General features: G+C 68.1%; 18 protein-coding genes and 1 pseudogene. 14 read left to right on the top strand and 5 right to left on the bottom strand.

Going from position 1 to position 19193, the window contains the following annotated elements; genetic code table 11:
* Nucleotides 1-43: 43 nt before the first annotated feature.
* Both MVA01S_RS07260 and MVA01S_RS07255 read left to right on the top strand, forming a co-directional pair.
* Complete coding sequence (locus MVA01S_RS07260; RefSeq protein ID WP_003929619.1) at nt 44-4006, top strand: DNA-directed RNA polymerase subunit beta'; 3963 nt, start codon at nt 44-46, stop codon at nt 4004-4006.
* Nucleotides 4007-4084: 78 nt separating this feature from the next.
* Nucleotides 4085-5077: a calcium/sodium antiporter gene (locus MVA01S_RS07255; RefSeq protein ID WP_040540775.1), complete on the top strand. Its 993-nt coding sequence runs from the start codon at nt 4085-4087 to the stop codon at nt 5075-5077.
* On the opposite strand, the gene MVA01S_RS07250 is transcribed toward MVA01S_RS07255, so the two are convergent.
* Nucleotides 5061-5996: an NmrA family NAD(P)-binding protein gene (locus MVA01S_RS07250; RefSeq protein WP_003929617.1), complete on the bottom strand. Its 936-nt coding sequence runs from the start codon at nt 5994-5996 to the stop codon at nt 5061-5063. The two genes, MVA01S_RS07255 and MVA01S_RS07250, sit on opposite strands and share 17 nt — an antisense overlap.
* Before the next feature lie 31 nt (nt 5997-6027).
* Nucleotides 6028-7008 (bottom strand): zinc-dependent alcohol dehydrogenase family protein, encoded by a 981-nt coding sequence (locus tag MVA01S_RS07245; protein WP_003929616.1) that lies wholly within the window; start codon nt 7006-7008, stop codon nt 6028-6030.
* A gap of 104 nt (nt 7009-7112) precedes the next feature.
* On the opposite strand from MVA01S_RS07245, the gene MVA01S_RS07240 reads away from it, so the two are divergent.
* From MVA01S_RS07240 to MVA01S_RS07230, 3 genes are all read left to right on the top strand, one after another.
* The gene (locus MVA01S_RS07240; RefSeq protein ID WP_003929615.1) at nt 7113-7700 is read left to right on the top strand and encodes a TetR/AcrR family transcriptional regulator; all 588 of its coding nucleotides are present in this window, start codon (nt 7113-7115) and stop codon (nt 7698-7700) included.
* 10 nt (nt 7701-7710) lie between these two features.
* Nucleotides 7711-8460: a deoxyribonuclease IV gene (locus MVA01S_RS07235; RefSeq protein ID WP_003929614.1), complete on the top strand. Its 750-nt coding sequence runs from the start codon at nt 7711-7713 to the stop codon at nt 8458-8460.
* A gap of 106 nt (nt 8461-8566) precedes the next feature.
* Entirely contained in the window at nt 8567-9763 is a 1197-nt protein-coding gene (locus MVA01S_RS07230; RefSeq protein ID WP_060941564.1) for a phosphatase PAP2 family protein, read from the top strand.
* Here the strand turns inward: MVA01S_RS07230 and MVA01S_RS31905 are convergent.
* Nucleotides 9701-9967: pseudogene (locus MVA01S_RS31905) on the bottom strand (cupin domain-containing protein); the annotation flags it as partial. The gene MVA01S_RS07230 and the pseudogene MVA01S_RS31905 overlap by 63 nt on opposite strands.
* Before the next feature lie 73 nt (nt 9968-10040).
* On the opposite strand from MVA01S_RS31905, the gene MVA01S_RS07225 reads away from it, so the two are divergent.
* From MVA01S_RS07225 to MVA01S_RS07215, 3 genes are read left to right on the top strand one after another with little or no spacing between them, the layout of a single operon-like run.
* On the top strand, nt 10041-11699 hold the full coding sequence (locus MVA01S_RS07225; protein ID WP_003929610.1) for an acyl-CoA dehydrogenase family protein: 1659 nt from the start codon (nt 10041-10043) through the stop codon (nt 11697-11699).
* Nucleotides 11700-11709: 10 nt separating this feature from the next.
* Complete coding sequence (locus MVA01S_RS07220) at nt 11710-12423, top strand: PaaX family transcriptional regulator C-terminal domain-containing protein (protein WP_003929609.1); 714 nt, start codon at nt 11710-11712, stop codon at nt 12421-12423.
* Nucleotides 12420-13178 carry a crotonase/enoyl-CoA hydratase family protein gene (locus MVA01S_RS07215; RefSeq protein WP_003929608.1) on the top strand — a complete coding sequence of 253 codons (759 nt, stop codon included), beginning with the start codon at nt 12420-12422 and terminating at the stop codon, nt 13176-13178. The genes MVA01S_RS07220 and MVA01S_RS07215 overlap by 4 nt, the downstream gene beginning before the upstream one ends.
* Nucleotides 13179-13268: 90 nt before the next feature.
* On the opposite strand, the gene MVA01S_RS07210 is transcribed toward MVA01S_RS07215, so the two are convergent.
* Both MVA01S_RS07210 and MVA01S_RS07205 read right to left on the bottom strand, forming a co-directional pair.
* The gene (locus tag MVA01S_RS07210) at nt 13269-13679 is read right to left on the bottom strand and encodes a DUF3060 domain-containing protein (RefSeq protein ID WP_003929607.1); all 411 of its coding nucleotides are present in this window, start codon (nt 13677-13679) and stop codon (nt 13269-13271) included.
* Between the two features lie 2 nt (nt 13680-13681).
* Nucleotides 13682-14059, bottom strand: coding sequence for a DUF3060 domain-containing protein (locus MVA01S_RS07205; protein WP_040540710.1), 378 nt, complete (start codon nt 14057-14059; stop codon nt 13682-13684).
* A gap of 68 nt (nt 14060-14127) precedes the next feature.
* Here MVA01S_RS07205 and MVA01S_RS07200 point away from each other — a divergent pair, with 68 nt between their 5' ends.
* The 6 genes from MVA01S_RS07200 (at nt 14128) to fusA (ending at nt 19165) form a co-directional block, all read left to right on the top strand.
* Entirely contained in the window at nt 14128-14679 is a 552-nt protein-coding gene (locus MVA01S_RS07200; protein ID WP_003929605.1) for a DUF3558 domain-containing protein, read from the top strand.
* A gap of 1 nt (nt 14680) precedes the next feature.
* Nucleotides 14681-15217 carry a DUF3558 domain-containing protein gene (locus MVA01S_RS07195; RefSeq protein ID WP_003929604.1) on the top strand — a complete coding sequence of 179 codons (537 nt, stop codon included), beginning with the start codon at nt 14681-14683 and terminating at the stop codon, nt 15215-15217.
* A 54-nt stretch (nt 15218-15271) separates the two neighbouring features.
* On the top strand, nt 15272-15847 hold the full coding sequence (locus MVA01S_RS07190) for a TetR/AcrR family transcriptional regulator (RefSeq protein ID WP_003929603.1): 576 nt from the start codon (nt 15272-15274) through the stop codon (nt 15845-15847).
* 287 nt (nt 15848-16134) lie between these two features.
* The gene (gene rpsL, locus MVA01S_RS07185; protein WP_003929602.1) at nt 16135-16509 is read left to right on the top strand and encodes a 30S ribosomal protein S12; all 375 of its coding nucleotides are present in this window, start codon (nt 16135-16137) and stop codon (nt 16507-16509) included.
* A complete protein-coding gene (gene rpsG, locus MVA01S_RS07180) occupies nt 16509-16979 on the top strand; it encodes a 30S ribosomal protein S7 (protein ID WP_003929601.1) in 471 nt (156 codons plus the stop codon). The genes rpsL and rpsG overlap by 1 nt, the downstream gene beginning before the upstream one ends.
* An 83-nt stretch (nt 16980-17062) precedes the next feature.
* Nucleotides 17063-19165, top strand: coding sequence for an elongation factor G (fusA, locus tag MVA01S_RS07175; RefSeq protein WP_003929600.1), 2103 nt, complete (start codon nt 17063-17065; stop codon nt 19163-19165).
* Nucleotides 19166-19193 lie beyond the last annotated feature (28 nt).

The raw sequence follows: 19193 nt of genomic DNA, 5'->3' as shown, positions 1-19193 counted from the left end.
TGACCCGAAAATTTTCTAGTCCCGCAAGGGGAAAGGGAGTTACGTGCTAGACGTCAACTTCTTCGATGAACTCCGCATCGGTCTCGCGACCGCGGACGACATCCGCAACTGGTCCTTCGGCGAGGTCAAAAAGCCGGAGACCATCAACTACCGCACGCTCAAGCCAGAGAAGGACGGCCTGTTCTGCGAGAAGATCTTCGGACCTACTCGCGACTGGGAGTGCTACTGCGGCAAGTACAAGCGCGTCCGGTTCAAGGGCATCATCTGTGAGCGCTGCGGCGTCGAGGTGACCCGTGCCAAGGTGCGTCGTGAGCGGATGGGCCACATCGAGCTGGCCGCTCCCGTCACGCACATCTGGTACTTCAAGGGCGTGCCGTCGCGGTTGGGCTACCTGCTCGACCTGGCCCCGAAGGATCTCGAGAAGATCATCTACTTCGCGGCCTACGTGATCACCGCGGTCAACGACGAGATGCGCCACAACGAGCTGTCCACGCTGGAAGCCGAGATGGCCGTCGAGCGTAAGGCGATCGAGGATCAGCGCGACGCCGACCTGGAGGCACGGGCGCAGAAGCTCGAGGCCGACATGAAGGAGCTCGAGGACGAAGGCGCCAAGAGCGACGTCAAGCGCAAGGTGCGTGACGGCGGCGAGCGTGAGATGCGCCAGCTGCGCGACCGGGCCCAGCGTGAGCTGGACCGGCTCGACGAGATCTGGACGACGTTCACCAAGCTGGCTCCCAAGCAGCTGATCGTGGACGAGCTGCTCTACCGCGAGCTGCAGGACCGCTACGGCGAGTACTTCGAAGGCGCCATGGGTGCCGAGTCGATCAAGAAGCTCATCGAGACCTTCGACATCGACGCCGAGGCCGAGTCGCTGCGCGACACCATCAAGAACGGCAAGGGCCAGAAGAAGCTGCGTGCGCTGAAGCGACTCAAGGTCGTCGCCGCGTTCCAGACGAACCGGAACTCGCCGATGGGCATGGTGCTCGACGCTGTTCCGGTGATCCCGCCGGAGCTGCGCCCGATGGTTCAGCTCGACGGTGGTCGTTTCGCGACGTCGGATCTCAACGACCTGTACCGCCGCGTGATCAACCGCAACAACCGGCTCAAGCGACTGATCGACCTCGGCGCGCCCGAGATCATCGTCAACAACGAGAAGCGCATGCTTCAGGAGTCGGTGGACGCGCTGTTCGACAACGGCCGTCGCGGCCGGCCCGTCACCGGGCCCGGCAACCGTCCGCTCAAGTCGCTGTCCGATCTGCTCAAGGGCAAGCAGGGCCGCTTCCGTCAGAACCTGCTCGGTAAGCGCGTCGACTACTCGGGCCGTTCGGTCATCGTGGTCGGCCCGCAGCTCAAGCTGCACCAGTGTGGTCTGCCCAAGCTGATGGCACTCGAGCTGTTCAAGCCGTTCGTGATGAAGCGTCTGGTCGACCTGAACCACGCGCAGAACATCAAGAGCGCCAAGCGGATGGTGGAGCGTCAGCGTCCCCAGGTGTGGGATGTCCTCGAAGAGGTCATCTCGGAGCACCCGGTGCTGCTGAACCGCGCACCAACCCTGCACCGCCTCGGTATCCAGGCCTTCGAGCCGCAGCTGGTGGAGGGCAAGGCCATCCAGCTGCACCCGCTGGTCTGTGAGGCGTTCAACGCCGACTTCGACGGCGACCAGATGGCCGTGCACCTTCCGCTGTCCGCGGAGGCGCAGGCCGAGGCCCGCATCCTGATGCTGTCCTCGAACAACATCCTGTCGCCCGCGTCGGGCCGCCCGCTGGCCATGCCGCGTCTGGACATGGTGACCGGTCTGTTCTTCCTGACCACCGAGATCCCGGGTGACACAGGCGAGTACACCCCGGCCGCCAAGGACACCCCGGAGACCGGCGTCTACAGCAGCCCGGCCGAGGCGATCATGGCCATGGACCGCGGTTCGCTGAGCGTGCGCGCCAAGATCAAGGTGCGGCTGACCACCCAGCGTCCGCCGGCCGACATCGAGGCCGAGCGGTTCCCCGACGGCTGGAACATGGGCGACGCCTGGACGGCGGAGACCACCCTGGGCCGTGTGCTGTTCAACGAGCTGCTGCCGCGGGGCTACCCGTTCGTCAACAAGCAGATGCACAAGAAGGTCCAGGCGGCGATCATCAACGATCTCGCCGAGCGCTACCCGATGATCGTGGTCGCGCAGACCGTGGACAAGCTCAAGGACGCCGGGTTCCACTGGGCCACCCGTTCGGGTGTCACCGTGTCGATGGCCGACGTGCTGGTCCCGCCGGAGAAGACCGAGATCCTCGAGCGCTACGAGGCGGAAGCCGACAGCATCGAGAAGCAGTACCAGCGCGGCAAGCTCAACAAGGGCGAGCGCAACGAAGCGTTGGTGAAGATCTGGCAGGACGCGACCGAAGAGGTCGGTCAGGCGCTGCGGTCGCACTACCCGAAGGACAACCCGATCATCACGATCGTGGATTCGGGTGCGACGGGTAACTTCACCCAGACGCGGACACTGGCCGGCATGAAGGGTCTGGTGACCAACCCCAAGGGCGAGTTCATCCCGCGTCCGATCAAGTCCTCGTTCCGCGAGGGTCTGACGGTGCTGGAGTACTTCATCAACACCCACGGCGCCCGTAAGGGCCTGGCGGACACCGCACTTCGTACCGCCGACTCGGGTTACCTGACCCGTCGTCTGGTCGACGTGTCACAGGACGTCATCGTGCGCGAGACCGACTGTGAGACCGAGCGCGGCATCACCGTCACGCTGGCCGAACTGCAGGGCACCGGTAAAGACGCGGCCTTGGTGCGCGATCAGCACATCGAGACGTCGGCCTACGCGCGGACGCTGGCCAGCGACGCGGTCGACGCCAACGGCAACGTCGTCGTCGAGCGTGGGCACGATCTCGGTGACCCGGCGATCGATGCGCTGCTGGCCGCCGGCATCACCGAGGTGAAGGTCCGCTCCGTGCTGACCTGCGGCACCGGCACCGGCGTGTGCGCGATGTGCTACGGCCGTTCGATGGCGACCGGCAAGCTGGTCGACATCGGCGAGGCCGTCGGCATCGTGGCCGCGCAGTCCATCGGTGAGCCCGGCACGCAGCTGACGATGCGTACCTTCCACCAGGGTGGTGTCACCGGCGGTGCCGACATCGTCGGTGGTCTGCCCCGCGTGCAGGAGCTGTTCGAGGCGCGTATCCCGCGCAACCGGGCTCCGATCGCCGACGTCTCCGGCCGGGTCCGGCTGGAGGAGAGCGACAAGTTCTACAAGATCACCATCGTTCCCGACGACGGGGGCGAGGAGGTCGTGTACGACAAGCTCTCGCGTCGTCAGCGTCTGAAGGTGTTCAAGCACGACGACGGCTCCGAGCGTCTGCTGACCGACGGCGACCACGTCGACGTCGGCCAGCAGCTGCTGGAAGGTTCGGCCGACCCGCACGAGGTGCTGCGCGTCCAGGGTCCCCGCGAGGTGCAGATCCACCTCGTCAAGGAGGTCCAGGAGGTCTACCGCGCCCAGGGTGTGTCGATCCACGACAAGCACATCGAGGTCATCGTCCGGCAGATGCTGCGTCGCGTCACGATCATCGATTCGGGTGCGACGGAGTTCCTGCCCGGCTCGCTGACCGAGCGTGGCGAGTTCGAGACCGAGAACCGTCGCGTCGTGGCCGAGGGTGGCGAGCCCGCGGCCGGACGTCCGGTGCTGATGGGTATCACGAAGGCATCGCTGGCCACGGATTCGTGGCTGTCGGCGGCGTCGTTCCAGGAGACCACCCGCGTGCTGACCGATGCGGCGATCAACTGCCGCAGCGACAAGCTGCAGGGTCTGAAGGAGAACGTGATCATCGGCAAGCTGATCCCGGCAGGCACCGGCATCAACCGGTACCGCAACATCCAGGTGCAGCCGACCGAGGAAGCCCGCGCTGCGGCGTACACGATCCCGTCCTACGAGGATCAGTACTACAGCCCGGACTTCGGCCAGGCCACCGGCGCCGCGGTGCCGCTGGACGATTACGGCTACTCGGACTACCGGTAAGTCAACGGGAAGCCCCCGCCCCGATGGGGCGGGGGCTTTTCCGTATCTGGGTCTTCTGTATCTGATCTGAAACTGATGATGACGACGAACGTTCTCTGGTTCCTCGCGGGATTGGCCGCACTGGTCGTGGGTGCCGAAGTGATGGTGCGCGGCGGGGTGGGGCTGGCCGGGCGGTTGGGCATCAGCCCGATCGTCATCGGCCTGACCGTGGTCTCGATCGGCACAAGCTTGCCCGAGCTGGCCGTCGGGGTGGTCGCGGCGGGGGAGGGCAGCGGCGCGCTGGCGGTCGGCAACATCGCCGGCACCAACATCGTGAACCTGCTGCTCATCCTCGGGTTGAGCGCACTGCTGGTCCCGTTGGCGCTGCAGATGCGCACCATCCGGTTCGAGTTGCCGATCATGGCGCTGGCCGCGGGGCTGCTGTGGCTGCTGGCCGCCGACGGGGTGTTGACGCGTGTGGACGGGCTGATCCTGGTGGTCTGTGCGTTCGTCTACACCGCGGGGGTGATCTGGTCGTCGCGGCGGGAGTCGTGGCAGATCAACGAGGAGTTCGCGGGGGAGTATCCCGCCGACGCGGTCGACGGTGACGCCGCGACCATCCTGGTCCGGCGGCGCACCTCGGCCTATCTGACGATGACGCTGGTCGGCATCGGGATCGTAGTGATCGGCGCCGAATGGCTGGTCGACGGCGCGGTGGGTCTGGCCCGCGGGTTCGGTGTCAGCGATGCGTTGATCGGGCTGACCGTGGTGGCGATCGGGACCTCGGCGCCCGAGTTGGTGACGACCGTGGTGTCGACCATCCGCGGCGACCGCGACATCGCGATCGGCAACCTGATCGGCAGCAGCATCTACAACATCCTGCTCATCCTCGGCCTCACCTGCCTGGTGCCGGCCGGCGGCCTGTTGCTGCCCGACAGCCTGGTCCGCATCGACATCCCGATCATGGTGGCCGTCGCGGTGGTGTGTATCCCGATCTTCCTGTCGGGCCGGCGGGTCAGCCGCATCGAAGGCGGCTTCATGGTCGCCGCCTACCTGGTCTACCTGGCGTTCGTGGTCAGCACGCAGTCCTAGCGGGGGTGAATCGCGCGAGGTTCGCCGCGAGGAATTCGCGCACGGTGACCGGTTCCCGGCCGATCAGGCTCCGCAGTTGCGCGCGGTCGGCGGGCAGGGTGCGCCCTCGGGTGGCGACCATGTGGCCGACGGCCGAGATGTGCTGCGCCATTGCCGGGTTGACCACGTCCTGACCGGGGTGCCGGGACAACTGTTCGAGGTCGTGGCGCCATTCGTCCTGGGACACGGCTTCGAAGTGGACGACGTGGTCGGTGAGTTCGGCCAGCAGCGCGGCGATATCGGTATGGCTGAGGGTCTCGGATCCCTTCGCGTGGAACACCGGTTCGGTAAACCGGTCGGGCTGCAGCAGGGCCGTCAACGCCAGTTCGGCGGCGTCGCCGCCGCTGATCCAGGCGACCTCCCGGTGGCCGAAGGAGTTGCGGATGACGCCCCGGGCGGCGACGGATCTGCCGTGCAGGACCGCGAGGTTCTCGTGGAACAACGCGGCGACGCGCAGGATGGTCACGTCGAGGCCCGCCCACTGCAGGATCTCCTCGGCCAGCCACTGGGCGCGTCCCAGATCGCTGGGGCTGGCGGGGTGGGCGGGACCCATCGACATCACGACCGTGCGTGGCATGCGTCGGACCTCGCGGACCGCGGCGGCGTAGTTGGCGGCGGCGGTGACGACGCCGGCGTCGATCGGATAGGTGAAGTAGGCGAGGTCGACTCCGGTCAGGGCAGTTACGAGGGTGCGCCGGTCGTGCAGATCGCCGACGGCGATCTCGGCGCCCATCGCGGCGAGGCGCTCGGTGCGCGCAGAGAGTGCCCGGGTCAGCACGCGCACGGCGCGACCCTCTTCTATCAGGCGCCGCACGAGGTGTTCGCCGGTGCTGCCGTGGCGGCCGGTCGCGCCGGTCACCAGGATCGGGTTGGCTGTCATGTCTGTCGCTCCTTGGGTCCGGGGGGAGGGGTCAGTCGAAGGTGAACAGCACCTTGCCGTCGCGGCGCGACGTCTCTGCGTGTGCGAACGCCTTGTGGTGCTCGTCGAGCCGGTAGGTGGCCTCGACGGGGACCGACAGTTCACCGTCGGCGACGAGGCGGGCGAGGAAGGACAGCGTGTCGGCGACCTGACGCGGGGGCGTCCGGGCATACCAGTTGCCGAGCCAGAATCCGGTGAAGCGGATCTCCCTGGAGAGCAACGCCTGGGTGGACGGCCCGGTCGGTGCGCCGGTGAGCGAGCCGTAGGTGACCGCCGTGCCGCCGAAGTCGAGTGCGCCGATCAGTTCGGCTGCGTGATCTGCCCCCAGCGGGTCCAGCACCAGGCGCAGGCGGCGGTCGCCGAGTTCGTCGGCGATCCGGTGCGCGAGGTCCGGGCCGCTGACGAGGACGACGTCGCCGCCGGCTGCGCGGATCTCGGCGGCGACGTCGTCGCGGCGCACCACGTTGAGGGTCCTGATACCGCGGCGCCGCGCGAGCGCCACCACGAGGCGGCCCACCGCGGAGTTCGCCGCCGTCTGGCCGATCCAGTCCCCGGCGGTGAGGTCGGTCCGCTCCAGCAGCACGTGGGCGGTCGCCGGGTTGATCGTCACCATCGCGAGTTGCCGCGGGTCGGCGTCGGGTGCCTCGACGACGTCGGCACGGGCCACGACGACCTGTTCCGCCCAGGTGCCGGTCCGGTAGGTGGGCAGCAGCATCACGCGCTTGCCGATGATGCGGTCGTCCACCTGCGGTCCCACGTCCGTCACGATGCCGACGCCTTCGGCCCCGACGGTGGCGGGCAGCGCCGGGCGGACGAGGTATCTGCCCTGGATCAGCAGCAGGTCCGACGGGTTGATCGGGGCGGCCTCCATGCGGACCGACACCTGGCCCTGCTGGGGCGCGGGCTGCGGGCTGTCGGTGAGCACGACCGACTCCCCGGGTGGGCCGACCTGGGTCATGACGAGATGGCGCATGTGTTCCTCTTCATCGCGCAGAAGTACACCGATCGGTGTACATCGGACTATAAACCCTGTGCAACCGTGATCGTCAAGCCATACCGGTCGGTACACTTCAGGACGTGGTCAACGACTCGAGCAACACGGGTGGGGGCCGGGGCGCACGGGAGCGGCTCGTCGCGGCCGCTGCCCGGCTCTTCTACCGGGACGGCATCAACGCCACCGGCGTGGAAGCGGTCATCCAGCAGGCCAACGTGTCGAAACGGACCCTGTACCAACACTTCTCGGGCAAGGCGGAGCTGGTGGAGGACTACCTGCGCGCCCTGGACCGGACCGGCACCCCGCTGGAGCGAGCCCTGGACCGTGCCGACCTCCCGCCGCGGGAACGGCTGCTGGCGATCTTCGACGCGCCCCCGGTGGACCGGTTCCGCGGTTGCCCCTTCCACAACGCCGCGGTGGAGTCGGCAGGCACCTGGCCCGCGGTGGACGACCTGGTGCGGGCCCACAAGCGGCGCTTTCAGGAGCGACTCATCGCGGTGGCGGCCGAGGCCGGCGCCGAGGACCCCTATGCGCTGGGCAATCAGCTGCTGGTGGTGTTCGAGGGCGCCACGGCGCTGGCGACGACACTCAACGACACCGCTGCGCTGCTCCACGCCAGGACCGCGGCGGCCCGGCTGATCGATGACGCGACTGTCGGGGCGCGGGCCTAGACTCGGCGGCGTGCTCATAGGTTCGCATGTCCACGGAGACGACCCCCTGGCAGCGGCGCAGGCTGACGGCGCCGACGTGGTGCAGTTCTTCCTCGGCAATCCGCAGAGCTGGAAGAAGCCGCCACCCCGCGAGGACGCCGAGGTGCTCAAGGCGGCCACCATCCCGATCTACGTGCACGCGCCGTACCTGATCAACGTCGCGTCGGCGAACAACCGGGTGCGGATCCCGTCACGCAAGATCCTGCAGGACACCTGCGACGCGGCCTCGGCGGTCGGCGCCACCGCGGTGATCGTGCACGGCGGACACGCCGACGACAACGACATGGAGGCCGGCTTTGAGCGCTGGGTCAAGGCGCTGGCCAGCCTGAAGACGGACGTGCCGGTCTACCTGGAGAACACCGCGGGCGGTGACCACGCGATGGCCCGGCACTTCGACACCATCGCCCGGCTGTGGGACCGCATCGGTGACACCGGGATCGGCTTCTGCCTGGACACCTGCCACGCCTGGGCGGCCGGCGAGGCGCTCGTCGACGCGGTGGAACGGATCAAGGGCATCACCGGACGCATCGACCTGGTGCACTGCAACGACTCGCGCGACGCGGCCGGCTCGGGCGCCGACCGGCACGCCAACTTCGGTTCCGGCCAGATCGATCCCCAACTGCTCGTCGCGGTGGTCAAGGCCGCCGGTGCGCCGGTGATCTGCGAGACCTCCGACGAGGGCCGCAAGGACGACATCGCCTTCCTGCGGGAGCACGTCTGAGCCGCCGCCAGCGCATTTGTCGCTGAACAGTTACCGAACTGCGGGTGGCGAGGCGGTTAAATAGGCTCGCACCGGAATTCTGGTGCTTCCTCGTCGAAAGGCCTCCGTGTCCGCGATTGACGATCCACCGTCGATTGCGGGTCCTGCGGGCTGTGCCCCCCCGACCGACCGGCGCGTACGCCGGCTGACCGTGCTGCGCTGGGTGGCCGTGGCCACCTGGGCCGTCGTCGTGGGGTGGCGCACCGTCGACGACGGGTTCGCGTTCAACCGCGAGCTGCTGCTGCTCTACATCTGCACCGGACTGCTCGCCGCCAGCATCGGGCAGGGCCGCCGGATGTTCTACGTGATCCGCGACTGGCTGCCGTTCGCGCTGGTGCTGCTGGCCTACGACCTCAGCCGCGGCGCCGCCACGATGGTCGGCCGGCCCACGCTGTGGCACTGGCAGGCCGACGCCGACCGCTGGTTGTTCGCCGGGACGATGCCGACGGTGTGGCTGCAGGAACGGTTGAAGCTACCGACTCCGCCGTGGTGGGAGATCGGCATCAGCACCGTCTACATGTCGTTCTTCATCCTCCCGTACGTGATCGCCGGGGTGCTGTGGCTGCGTAACCGCGCGGAGTGGAAGGCGTTCGTACGGTTGTTCGTCGGCCTGAACTTCGCGGCGCTGATCGTCTACGTGCTGCTGCCCGCCGCGCCGCCGTGGGCCGCGGCGCGCTGCACGCCGGCCGACGTGGCAGGCGGCCCGTCCGGTCCGCGGTGCATGTTCGGCTCGGCCCGCGGTGTACCCGACGGCGGTGTGCTGGGCGCGATGCAGTTCAGCCAGGACGGCGCGAACCAGTGGATCGAGCGGATCGTCGGCCGTGGCTGGGGCAAGTTGAACCTGCACTCGGCCAGCGCGCTCATCGACCAGGGACAGGCCAGCGTGAACCTGGTGGCCGCCATCCCGTCACTGCATGCGGGGATGACCGCGGCGATCGCGGCTTTCCTGTGGGTCCGGTTGAGCCGGCGATGGCATCCGGTGCTGATCGCCTATGTCCTGGTGATGGCGTTCACGTTGGTCTACACCGCCGAGCATTACGTGGTGGACATCCTGCTCGGCTGGGCGCTGGCGGCGGCCGCCGTGTACGTGCTGCGCCGCTATGACGCCCGGCGACGTGCCCGGGTCTCAGCCGGCGCTGAGATAGACCTTGCGCAGCGGCTCGGTGACGGTCCAAACCGTGTGGGTGCCCGCGGCGAGTCGGACGACGTCGCCGCTGCCGAGGTCCAGTCCTGGGCTCCCATCCGCGAACTCGACCCGCGCTGAACCGCTGAGCACCACGAACACCTCGTCGACCTCGACGTCGCGCATGCCGCCGACGCTCATCTCCCACACGCCCACGTCTACGCCGGCGAACTCGGTGAGCGTCTGCACCCCGGTGGTGGGGGCGCCGGTGACGACCTGATCGGCGGGCACCGGTTCGTGGCTGAGGGCAAGGGTGGCCGCGTGCGTGACGGAGTTCGGGCGCATGGGAAGAAGTATGCGGTGCCGCGGGGCATTACAGGTATTGTGCGATTGTCGGGCCAGGTGTAACACTTCGGGTATGTCGGACACTCACGTCGTCACCAACCAGGTCCCGCCGCTGGAGGACTTCAACCCCGCCGCCGCGCCGGTCCTGACCGAGGCGTTGATCCGCGAGGGCGGCGAGTGGGGCCTCGACGAGGTCGCCCAGCTCGGCGGGCTGGCCGGCGGCCGCACCGCGCAGCGCTGGGGCGAGCTCGCCGACCGGCACCGGCCGGTGCTGCACACCCACGACCGCACCGGCCACCGCATCGACGAGGTCGAGTACGACCCCGCCTACCACGAGCTGATGAACGTCGCCGTCGGCCATGGCCTGCACGCCGCGCCGTGGGCCGACGACCGGCCCGGCTCCCACGTGGTGCGCGCAGCGAAGAACTCGGTGTGGACGCCCGAGCCCGGCCATCTCTGCCCGATCTCGATGACCTACGCCGTCGTGCCCGCGCTGCGCCACAACCCGGAGCTCGCCGCGATCTACGAACCGCTGCTGACCAGCCGCGTCTACGACCCCGAACTGGCGGTGCCCACCACCAAGCCCGGCATCACCGCCGGGATGTCGATGACGGAGAAGCAGGGCGGCTCCGACGTCCGCGCCGGCACCACCGAGGCCACGCCGAACGGCGACGGCACCTGGTCGTTGCGCGGGCACAAATGGTTCACCTCCGCGCCGATGTGCGACGTCTTCCTGGTGCTGGCCCAGGCCTCCGGGGGCGAGCGAAGCGACGGGGGGAAATCCGGCGGGCTGAGCTGCTTCTTCCTGCCGCGGATCCTGCCCGACGGCACCCGCAACCGGATGTTCCTGCAGCGGCTGAAGGACAAGCTCGGCAACCACGCCAACGCCTCCAGCGAGGTCGAGTACGACGGGGCCACCGGGTGGCTGGTCGGGCAGGAGGGCCGGGGCGTGCGGACCATCATCGAGATGGTGAACCTGACCCGCCTGGACTGCACGCTGGGCAGCGCGACGAGCATGCGCACCGGCGTGATGCGGGCCGCCCACCACGCCCAGCACCGGAAGGCCTTCGGCGCGTACCTGATCGACCAGCCGCTGATGCGCAACGTGCTCGCCGACCTCGCGGTCGAGGCCGAGGCCGCGACGATGCTGGCGATGCGGATGGCCGGCGCCACCGACCGCGCGGTGCGCGGTGACGAACGCGAAACCCTGCTCCGCAGAATCGGTCTGGCGGCCGCCAAGTATTGGGTGTGCAAGCGGGCCACCCCGCACGCGGCCGAGGCGATGGAGTGCCTGGGCGGCAACGGCTACGTCGAGGACTCCGGGATGCCCCGGCTGTACCGGGAGGCTCCGCTGATGGGGATCTGGGAGGGCTCGGGCAACGTCAGCGCACTGGACACCCTGCGCGCCATGGCAACCCGGCCCGAGTGCGTCGACGTGCTGTTCGACGAACTGGCCGTCACCGACGGCCACGACCCGCGCCTCGACGCGCACGTGCGGAGTCTGCGGCCGCAGCTGGAGGACCTCGCGACGATCCAGTACCGGGCCCGGCAGGTCGCCGAGGACATCGCGCTGGCGCTGCAGGGCTCACTGCTGGTGCGCCACGGCCACCCGGCCGTCGCCGAGGCGTTCCTGGCCAGCAGGCTCGGGGGGCAGTGGGGTGGTGCGTTCGGCACCCTGCCCACCGGCCTGGACCTGGCGCCGGTCATCGAGCGTGCCCTCGTCAAGGCGTGACGACATGCGCATGACGGCGCGCTCGGTGGTGCTCAGCGTGCTGCTCGGCGCCCATCCGGCATGGGCCACCGCGGCCGAGCTGGTCCGGCTCACCGGTGATTTCGGCATCAGGGAGCCGACGGTCCGGGTGGCACTGACCCGCATGGTGGGCGCCGGGGATCTGGTGCGCTCCGAGGACGGCTACCGGCTCTCGGACCGGCTGCTCGCCCGTCAGCGTCGCCAGGACGACGCGCTCACCCCGCGGCGGACGGACTGGGACGGCAGCTGGACCACGGTGGTCATCACCAGCGTCGGAACCGACGCCAGGACCCGCGCCCAACTGCGAAACATGCTCCAGGACAACCGCTTCGGCGAACTGCGCGAAGGGGTCTGGATGCGGCCGGCGAACGTGGCCGTCGCGCTCCCGGACGAGATCGCGGACAGGGTGCGGATCCTGTCGGCCCGGGACGACGACCCCGCAGACCTGGCCGCCCGATTGTGGGACCTGTCCGGCTGGTCGGCGACGGGGCACGGACTGCTGGCGCAGATGGCCGATGCCGGCGACGTGCCCGGCCGGTTCGTCGTCGCGGCGGCGATGGTGCGTCACCTGCTCACGGATCCGGTGCTGCCCGACGAACTGCTGCCCGCAGGCTGGCCCGGTGCGTCGCTGCGGCGCGCCTACGAGGATTTCGCCGCCGAACTGGTCGCGCGGCGTGACGGTGTGGAACTCATGGAGGCGACGTGACGGTCAGGGTGGAGAAGAACGGCGCGGTGACCACGGTCATCCTGGACCGGCCGCACGCGCGCAACGCCGTCGACGGGCCCACGGCGATGGAGCTCCATGCCGCTTTCGACGCGTTCGACAAGGACGACTCGGCCTCGGTGGCGGTGCTCTGGGGAGACAACGGGACATTCTGCGCGGGAGCGGATCTCAAGTCGATCGGCACGCCGCAGTCCAATCCCGTGCACCGCACCGGCCCCGCGCCGATGGGGCCGAGTCGGATGGTGCTGTCCAAGCCGGTGATCGCGGCGGTCAGCGGGTACGCCGTCGCCGGCGGCCTCGAGTTGGCGCTGTGGTGCGATCTGCGCGTCGTCGAGCAGGACGCCGTGATGGGCGTCTTCTGCCGCCGCTGGGGGGTGCCGCTGATCGACGGCGGCACCGTGCGGCTGCCGCGGCTGATCGGCCACAGCCGGGCCATGGACCTGATCCTGACCGGTCGCGCCGTCGACGCCGACGAGGCCCACGCCATCGGGCTGGCCAACCGCGTGGTGCCGAAAGGTCAAGCGCGCCAACATGCCGAAGCGCTCGCGGCCGAACTCGCGCAGTGGCCGCAGCAGTGCATGCGGTCGGACCGGATGTCGCTGCTGAACCAGTGGGGGATGTCCGAGGCCGACGCCATGGACGTCGAGTTCGGAAGTCTGTCGCGCGTCGCTGCCGAATCCGTGGAAGGCGCAGCGCGTTTCAGCGCAGGCGCGGGGCGCCACGGACAGAAGGCCTAGTTCCGGACGGGCTTGCCCGCGCGACTGTGGGTGTTGTGCACGGTATTTCGGCGAAAGGCGAGCACAAGCCCCACAGTCGCGTGAGACCGGTCAGCCCTTGGTGATGTCGTTGTTCCTGCCGGTGTCGTTGACCTTCGGGTCGCCGTCCCGGTAGGTGACGGTGTTGTTCAACCCGACCACCGACAGTTCGCTGTCGACCCGCTCGAACGAGATCTTGTTGTCGGCGCCGCCGATGTTTGCTTTGGCGCACGTGCCCTTGACGGTGAGGGTGTTGTTGGAGCCGCCGACGTTGAGCGACTTGCCGTCGGCGCAGTCGATCTCGGCGGTCGTGCCGAACGACCCGTAGTTGATGGTGTTGCCGATCTCCACCTGGGCACCGGAGGTGCCCGCCGTCGCCGTCGGCTTGTCGGTGTCCTGGCCGGTCGAACCGCACGCGGTGAGCGAGACCGCCAGCGTGGCGGCACCGAGACAGCTGATCAGGCGGAGGTGGCGAGGCGTCATGCCTAGGCGGATACCCGATCGATGCGGTTTGTCATCCCGAGCTCGCGGCCGCGGTCCCACACGATCGGTGCGCCGTCCTTGTAGTACACCGTCTGATCCCAGCCGTACACCGTGATGTCGTTGATGACGTTGTCGGCGACCACGACGTTCGACGAACCCTGCACGGTGACCGCCCAGCAGGTGCCCAGCGCGTTGATCTGGTTGTTGTTGCCCAAAACAATCAGCGTGGCGTTATTGCAGTCGATGGTCTGGACGACGCCGATCCCCGTGATGTGGGTGTCGCCGTTCTCGGCCTGCGCGACCGGGTTCACCGACATCAGCGCGGCCCCGACCGCCAATGCGCCCACCGCGAACACTCGTCCCACCACCGATGCAGTCACACCCGGCAGCCTACGACGTCGTTCGCTCGCGCTGTCGGGTATCGCCGACACGAGTACCGTGAGCGGCGATGCTCCGGATCGGTCGTGGTGTCGGTCGTGTTCTCGCCGTCGCGGTCACTGCGACGGCGACAGTTGCAGGCTGTGCGCAGACCGTCAGCGGCACCGCGCAACGCGCCGACGCTGCCGCCGCGGGCCCCGACCGCAGCTACGGCTACATCGACGACCGCTGCGGCCTGCTCGACGACAGCACGGTGCAGGCCATGCTCGGCGCCGACGAGGTCACCCGCCCCTACAGCGGCGCGGTCTGCCAGTACATCCTGACCCGGCGTGCCGGCGATGCAGCGACCGTCGACGTCACGTTCTCGTGGTTCGACACCGGAACCCTGCAGCGGGAACGGCAGCTGGCCACCGCGCGCGGTGCCACCGTCACCGACGAGGTGGTGGAACGTCACAAGGCGTTCTCCGCACGCCGGGACACCACCGGGGCCGCCTGCTCGGCCACCGCCGCGGCCGGATCGGGTGTGTTGAGCTGGTGGGTGCAGTACCGCGGGCAGTCCACCGGGGATCCCTGCATCGACGCCGCGAAGCTGCTCTCGGCGACGTTGCGCTCGGACATGTGACGTGAGCACACGCATCACCGCCCGCCTCTGCGTGGGGCTGGCCCTCGGCGCGCTGCTGGCCGGATGCGGGGGCACCGAGGACCCCGGCGGCCCGGCCCCCGGCGCGGGCTCCGCGACGTCGGGGGAGGGGTTCGAGAGCGTGGACTGCAACGGCATCACCGACGCCGACATCGCCGCGGTGGCCGGACCGGACCTGTACACCCCCGCGGTGGTCAGCGACGCCGGCTGCTTCTGGCAGGAGGACACCATGGCCGACGGCATCGGCGCGGGCATGGGCATCTCGACCTGGTGGTACCGCGGCTCCGACATGGACACCGAGCGGGGGCTGGAGGAGCGCGCCGGCCGCACCCTGACCGAGATGACCGTGGACGGGAACAAGGGTTTCAAGGCCTACGACGACGCCGCGTGCAGCATCTACGTGGCCAAGGGGACCGACGTGATCACGTGGTCGATCCAGACGATGAACGCCACCGGGATGCCCGATCTGTGCGGTGTCATCGAAGAACTGGCGCAGCTGAGCCAACAGCGGGTGAACTAGAGTTGCCTGCTGGCCCGGATGTTTCCGGGCGGCGGACGATGCGAGGGGGATGGCATGGCAGCTCGTCCGCCGCGCTCGACCAGGCTCAGCCGCGACGCGATCGTCAACGCGGCGCTGACGTTCCTGGACCGGGAGGGCTGGGACGCGCTGACCATCAACGCGCTGGCCAATCAGCTCGGGACCAAGGGTCCGTCGCTCTACAACCACGTGCACTCGCTCGATGATCTGCGTCGCACGGTCCGCATGCGGGTGGTCGGGGACATCATCGAGATGCTCAACACCGTCGGGCAGGGCCGCAGCCCCGACGACGCGGTGATGGTGATGGCCAGCGCCTACCGCAGTTACGCCCACCACCACCCGGGCCGGTACTCGGCGTTCACCCGGATGCCGCTCGGCGGCGACGACCCGGAGTTCACCGAGGCCACCAGGGCCGCCGCGGCGCCGGTCATCGAGGTGCTGGGCACGTTCGGGCTGGAGAGTGAGGCCGCGTTCAACGCGGCGCTGGAGTTCTGGTCGGCCATGCACGGCTTCGTTCTGCTGGAGATGACCGGGGTGATGGCAGGCATCGATACGGACGCGGTGTTCAACGACATGGTGGCCCGATTGGCCGCCGGTATGCGGCTCCGCTGATGGGGCGTTGCAGGAGATTCGCAGGTCAGCGGGTTTTGTTGAGGTATGCGGCCCTGGTATTGTGGACGTTCGTGCCTGGCCGATAAGGCGCAGCATGCCTGCACGCCGGGCGAATTCGCATGTCTCGCTCTCGCGGGGTGCCGTGAAACTGTCCCAGACAGTCAACGGCGACCGCATGCGACACGCCCGGACGCGGGGTAACCGCGGAGGGCATAACAGCAGTACAGAGAACTTAAGACGAACCAAGCACGCACGTCAGAACGACGAGGAACACAGAAAGCCGGTACATGCCAACCATCAACCAGCTGGTCCGTAAGGGTCGCCGCGACAAGATCGCCAAGGTCAAGACCGCGGCACTCAAAGGCAGCCCGCAGCGTCGCGGCGTGTGCACCCGCGTGTACACCACGACCCCGAAGAAGCCGAACTCGGCGCTTCGCAAGGTCGCGCGCGTGCGCCTGACCAGCGCGGTCGAGGTCACCGCATACATCCCCGGCGAAGGCCACAACCTGCAGGAGCACTCGATGGTGCTCGTGCGCGGCGGTCGTGTGAAGGACCTCCCCGGCGTGCGCTACAAGATCATCCGCGGCTCGCTGGACACCCAGGGCGTCAAGAACCGCAAGCAAGCCCGCAGCCGTTACGGCGCGAAGAAGGAGAAGAGCTGATGCCGCGCAAGGGACCCGCGCCCAAGCGTCCGTTGGTCAACGATCCGGTCTACGGGTCGCAGCTGGTCACCCAGCTGGTCAACAAAGTTCTGCTGGACGGGAAGAAATCGCTGGCCGAGCGCATTGTCTATGGTGCGCTCGAACAGGCCCGTGAGAAGACCGGTACCGACCCCGTGGTGACGCTCAAGCGCGCCATGGACAACGTCAAGCCGTCGCTCGAGGTTCGCAGCCGCCGCGTCGGTGGCGCCACCTACCAGGTTCCCGTCGAGGTCCGCCCGGACCGCTCGGTCACCCTGGCCCTGCGTTGGCTGGTCAGCTTCTCCAAGCAGCGTCGCGAGAAGACCATGGTCGAGCGCCTGGCCAACGAGATCCTCGACGCCAGCAACGGTCTGGGTGCCGCCGTCAAACGACGCGAAGACACCCACAAGATGGCTGAGGCCAACCGCGCCTTCGCGCACTACCGCTGGTGATCGCTCGCCCGCGGGCACTGCTCCGGGCGTGAGAAGCCACCAAGGCTGACAACAGCAACGATCAAGCGAGAGAGAAGACTTCCGTGGCACAGGACGTGCTGACCGACCTGAGCAAGGTCCGCAACATCGGCATCATGGCCCACATCGATGCCGGTAAGACGACGACGACCGAGCGCATCCTCTACTACACCGGTGTGAACTACAAGATCGGTGAGACGCACGACGGTGCCTCCACGACCGACTGGATGGAGCAGGAGCAGGAGCGGGGCATCACGATCACCTCCGCTGCCGTCACCTGTTTCTGGAACCAGAACCAGATCAACATCATCGACACCCCCGGCCACGTCGACTTCACCGTCGAGGTGGAGCGCAGCCTTCGCGTGCTCGACGGCGCGGTCGCGGTGTTCGACGGTAAAGAGGGCGTGGAGCCGCAGTCCGAGCAGGTCTGGCGTCAGGCCGACAAGTACGACGTGCCGCGTATCTGCTTCGTCAACAAGATGGACAAGCTGGGCGCCGACTTCTACTTCACCGTGCGCACCATCGAGGAGCGCCTCGGTGCCCGGCCGCTGGTCATCCAGCTGCCGATCGGCGCCGAGAACGACTTCATCGGCATCATCGACCTGGTCGAGATGAAGGCCAAGGTGTGGCGCGGCGAGACGGCCCTCGGCGAGAAGTACGAGGTCGAGGACATCCCGGCCGATCTCGCCGACAAGGCCGAGGAGTACCGCACCAAGCTCATCGAGACGGTCGCCGAGACCGACGAGGCGCTGATGGAGAAGTACTTCGGTGGCGAAGAGCTGTCGACGGACGAGATCAAGGGCGCGATCCGCAAGCTGACGATCAACAGCGAGCTGTATCCGGTGCTCTGCGGTAGCGCGTTCAAGAACAAAGGCGTGCAGCCGATGCTCGACGCCGTGATCGACTACCTGCCCTCGCCGCTGGACGTCGAGTCCGTGCAGGGCCACGTGCCCGGCAAGGAAGACGAGCCTGTCACCCGCAAGCCGTCGGTGGACGAGCCGTTCTCGGCTCTGGCTTTCAAGGTCGCGACGCACCCGTTCTTCGGCAAGCTGACCTACGTGCGCGTGTACTCCGGCAAGGTCGACTCCGGTTCGGCGGTCGTCAACGCGACCAAGGGCAAGAAGGAGCGCCTCGGCAAGCTGTTCCAGATGCACGCCAACAAGGAGAACCCTGTCGAGCGTGCGTCGGCCGGCCACATCTACGCGGTGATCGGCCTGAAGGACACCACCACCGGTGACACCCTGTCGGATCCGAACGATCAGGTCGTTCTCGAGTCGATGACCTTCCCCGATCCGGTGATCGAGGTGGCCATCGAGCCCAAGACCAAGAGCGACCAGGAGAAGCTGGGAACGGCCATCCAGAAGCTCGCCGAAGAGGACCCGACCTTCAAGGTGCACCTGGACCAGGAGACCGGCCAGACCGTCATCGGCGGCATGGGCGAGCTGCACCTGGACATCCTGGTGGACCGCATGCGTCGCGAGTTCAAGGTCGAGGCCAACGTCGGCAAGCCGCAGGTCGCCTACAAGGAGACCATCAAGCGCGCGGTCGACAAGGTCGAGTTCACCCACAAGAAGCAGACGGGTGGCTCCGGCCAGTTCGCGAAGGTGCTCGTCAGCATCGAGCCCTTCACGGGCGAGGACGGCGCGACCTACGAGTTCGAGAACAAGGTCACGGGCGGCCGCATCCCGCGCGAGTACATCCCGTCGGTGGATGCCGGCGCGCAGGACGCCATGCAGTACGGCGTGCTGGCCGGCTACCCGCTGGTTAACGTCAAGCTGACGCTGCTCGACGGTGCCTACCACGAGGTCGACTCGTCGGAAATGGCATTCAAGGTTGCCGGCTCCCAGGTCATGAAGAAGGCTGCCGCCCAGGCGCAGCCGGTGATCCTGGAGCCAGTGATGGCGGTCGAGGTCACGACGCCCGAGGATTACATGGGTGAAGTGATCGGCGACCTGAACTCCCGCCGTGGTCAGATCCAGGCCATGGAGGAGCGGAGCGGTGCTCGTGTCGTGAAGGCGCAGGTTCCGCTGTCGGAGATGTTCGGCTACGTCGGAGACCTTCGGTCGAAGACCCAGGGCCGGGCCAACTACTCCATGGTGTTCGACTCGTACGCCGAAGTTCCGGCGAACGTGTCGAAGGAGATCATCGCGAAGGCGACGGGCCAGTAATCTGACCCGCTGGTTTCGCGGAACCACA

Origin of the sequence: Mycolicibacterium vaccae NBRC 14118 = CIP 105934 (assembly GCF_001552715.1) — a bacterium.
GTDB classification, from domain to species: Bacteria; Actinomycetota; Actinomycetes; order Mycobacteriales; family Mycobacteriaceae; genus Mycobacterium; species Mycobacterium vaccae.
Note: the sequence above shows the minus strand (reverse complement) of the source record. Positions and strands in the feature narration are given on the sequence as shown.

Coding starts and splice junctions, on each gene's coding strand:
- MVA01S_RS07225 (WP_003929610.1), top strand. CDS start 10,041: ATGTCGGACACTCACGTCGTCACCAACCAGGTCCCGCCGCTGGAGGAC.
- MVA01S_RS07250 (WP_003929617.1), bottom strand. CDS start 5,996: ATGACAGCCAACCCGATCCTGGTGACCGGCGCGACCGGCCGCCACGGC.
- MVA01S_RS07255 (WP_040540775.1), top strand. CDS start 4,085: ATGACGACGAACGTTCTCTGGTTCCTCGCGGGATTGGCCGCACTGGTC.
- rpsL (WP_003929602.1), top strand. CDS start 16,135: ATGCCAACCATCAACCAGCTGGTCCGTAAGGGTCGCCGCGACAAGATC.
- MVA01S_RS07245 (WP_003929616.1), bottom strand. CDS start 7,008: ATGCGCCATCTCGTCATGACCCAGGTCGGCCCACCCGGGGAGTCGGTC.
- MVA01S_RS07200 (WP_003929605.1), top strand. CDS start 14,128: ATGCTCCGGATCGGTCGTGGTGTCGGTCGTGTTCTCGCCGTCGCGGTC.
- MVA01S_RS07190 (WP_003929603.1), top strand. CDS start 15,272: ATGGCAGCTCGTCCGCCGCGCTCGACCAGGCTCAGCCGCGACGCGATC.
- MVA01S_RS07210 (WP_003929607.1), bottom strand. CDS start 13,679: ATGACGCCTCGCCACCTCCGCCTGATCAGCTGTCTCGGTGCCGCCACG.
- rpsG (WP_003929601.1), top strand. CDS start 16,509: ATGCCGCGCAAGGGACCCGCGCCCAAGCGTCCGTTGGTCAACGATCCG.
- MVA01S_RS07220 (WP_003929609.1), top strand. CDS start 11,710: ATGACGGCGCGCTCGGTGGTGCTCAGCGTGCTGCTCGGCGCCCATCCG.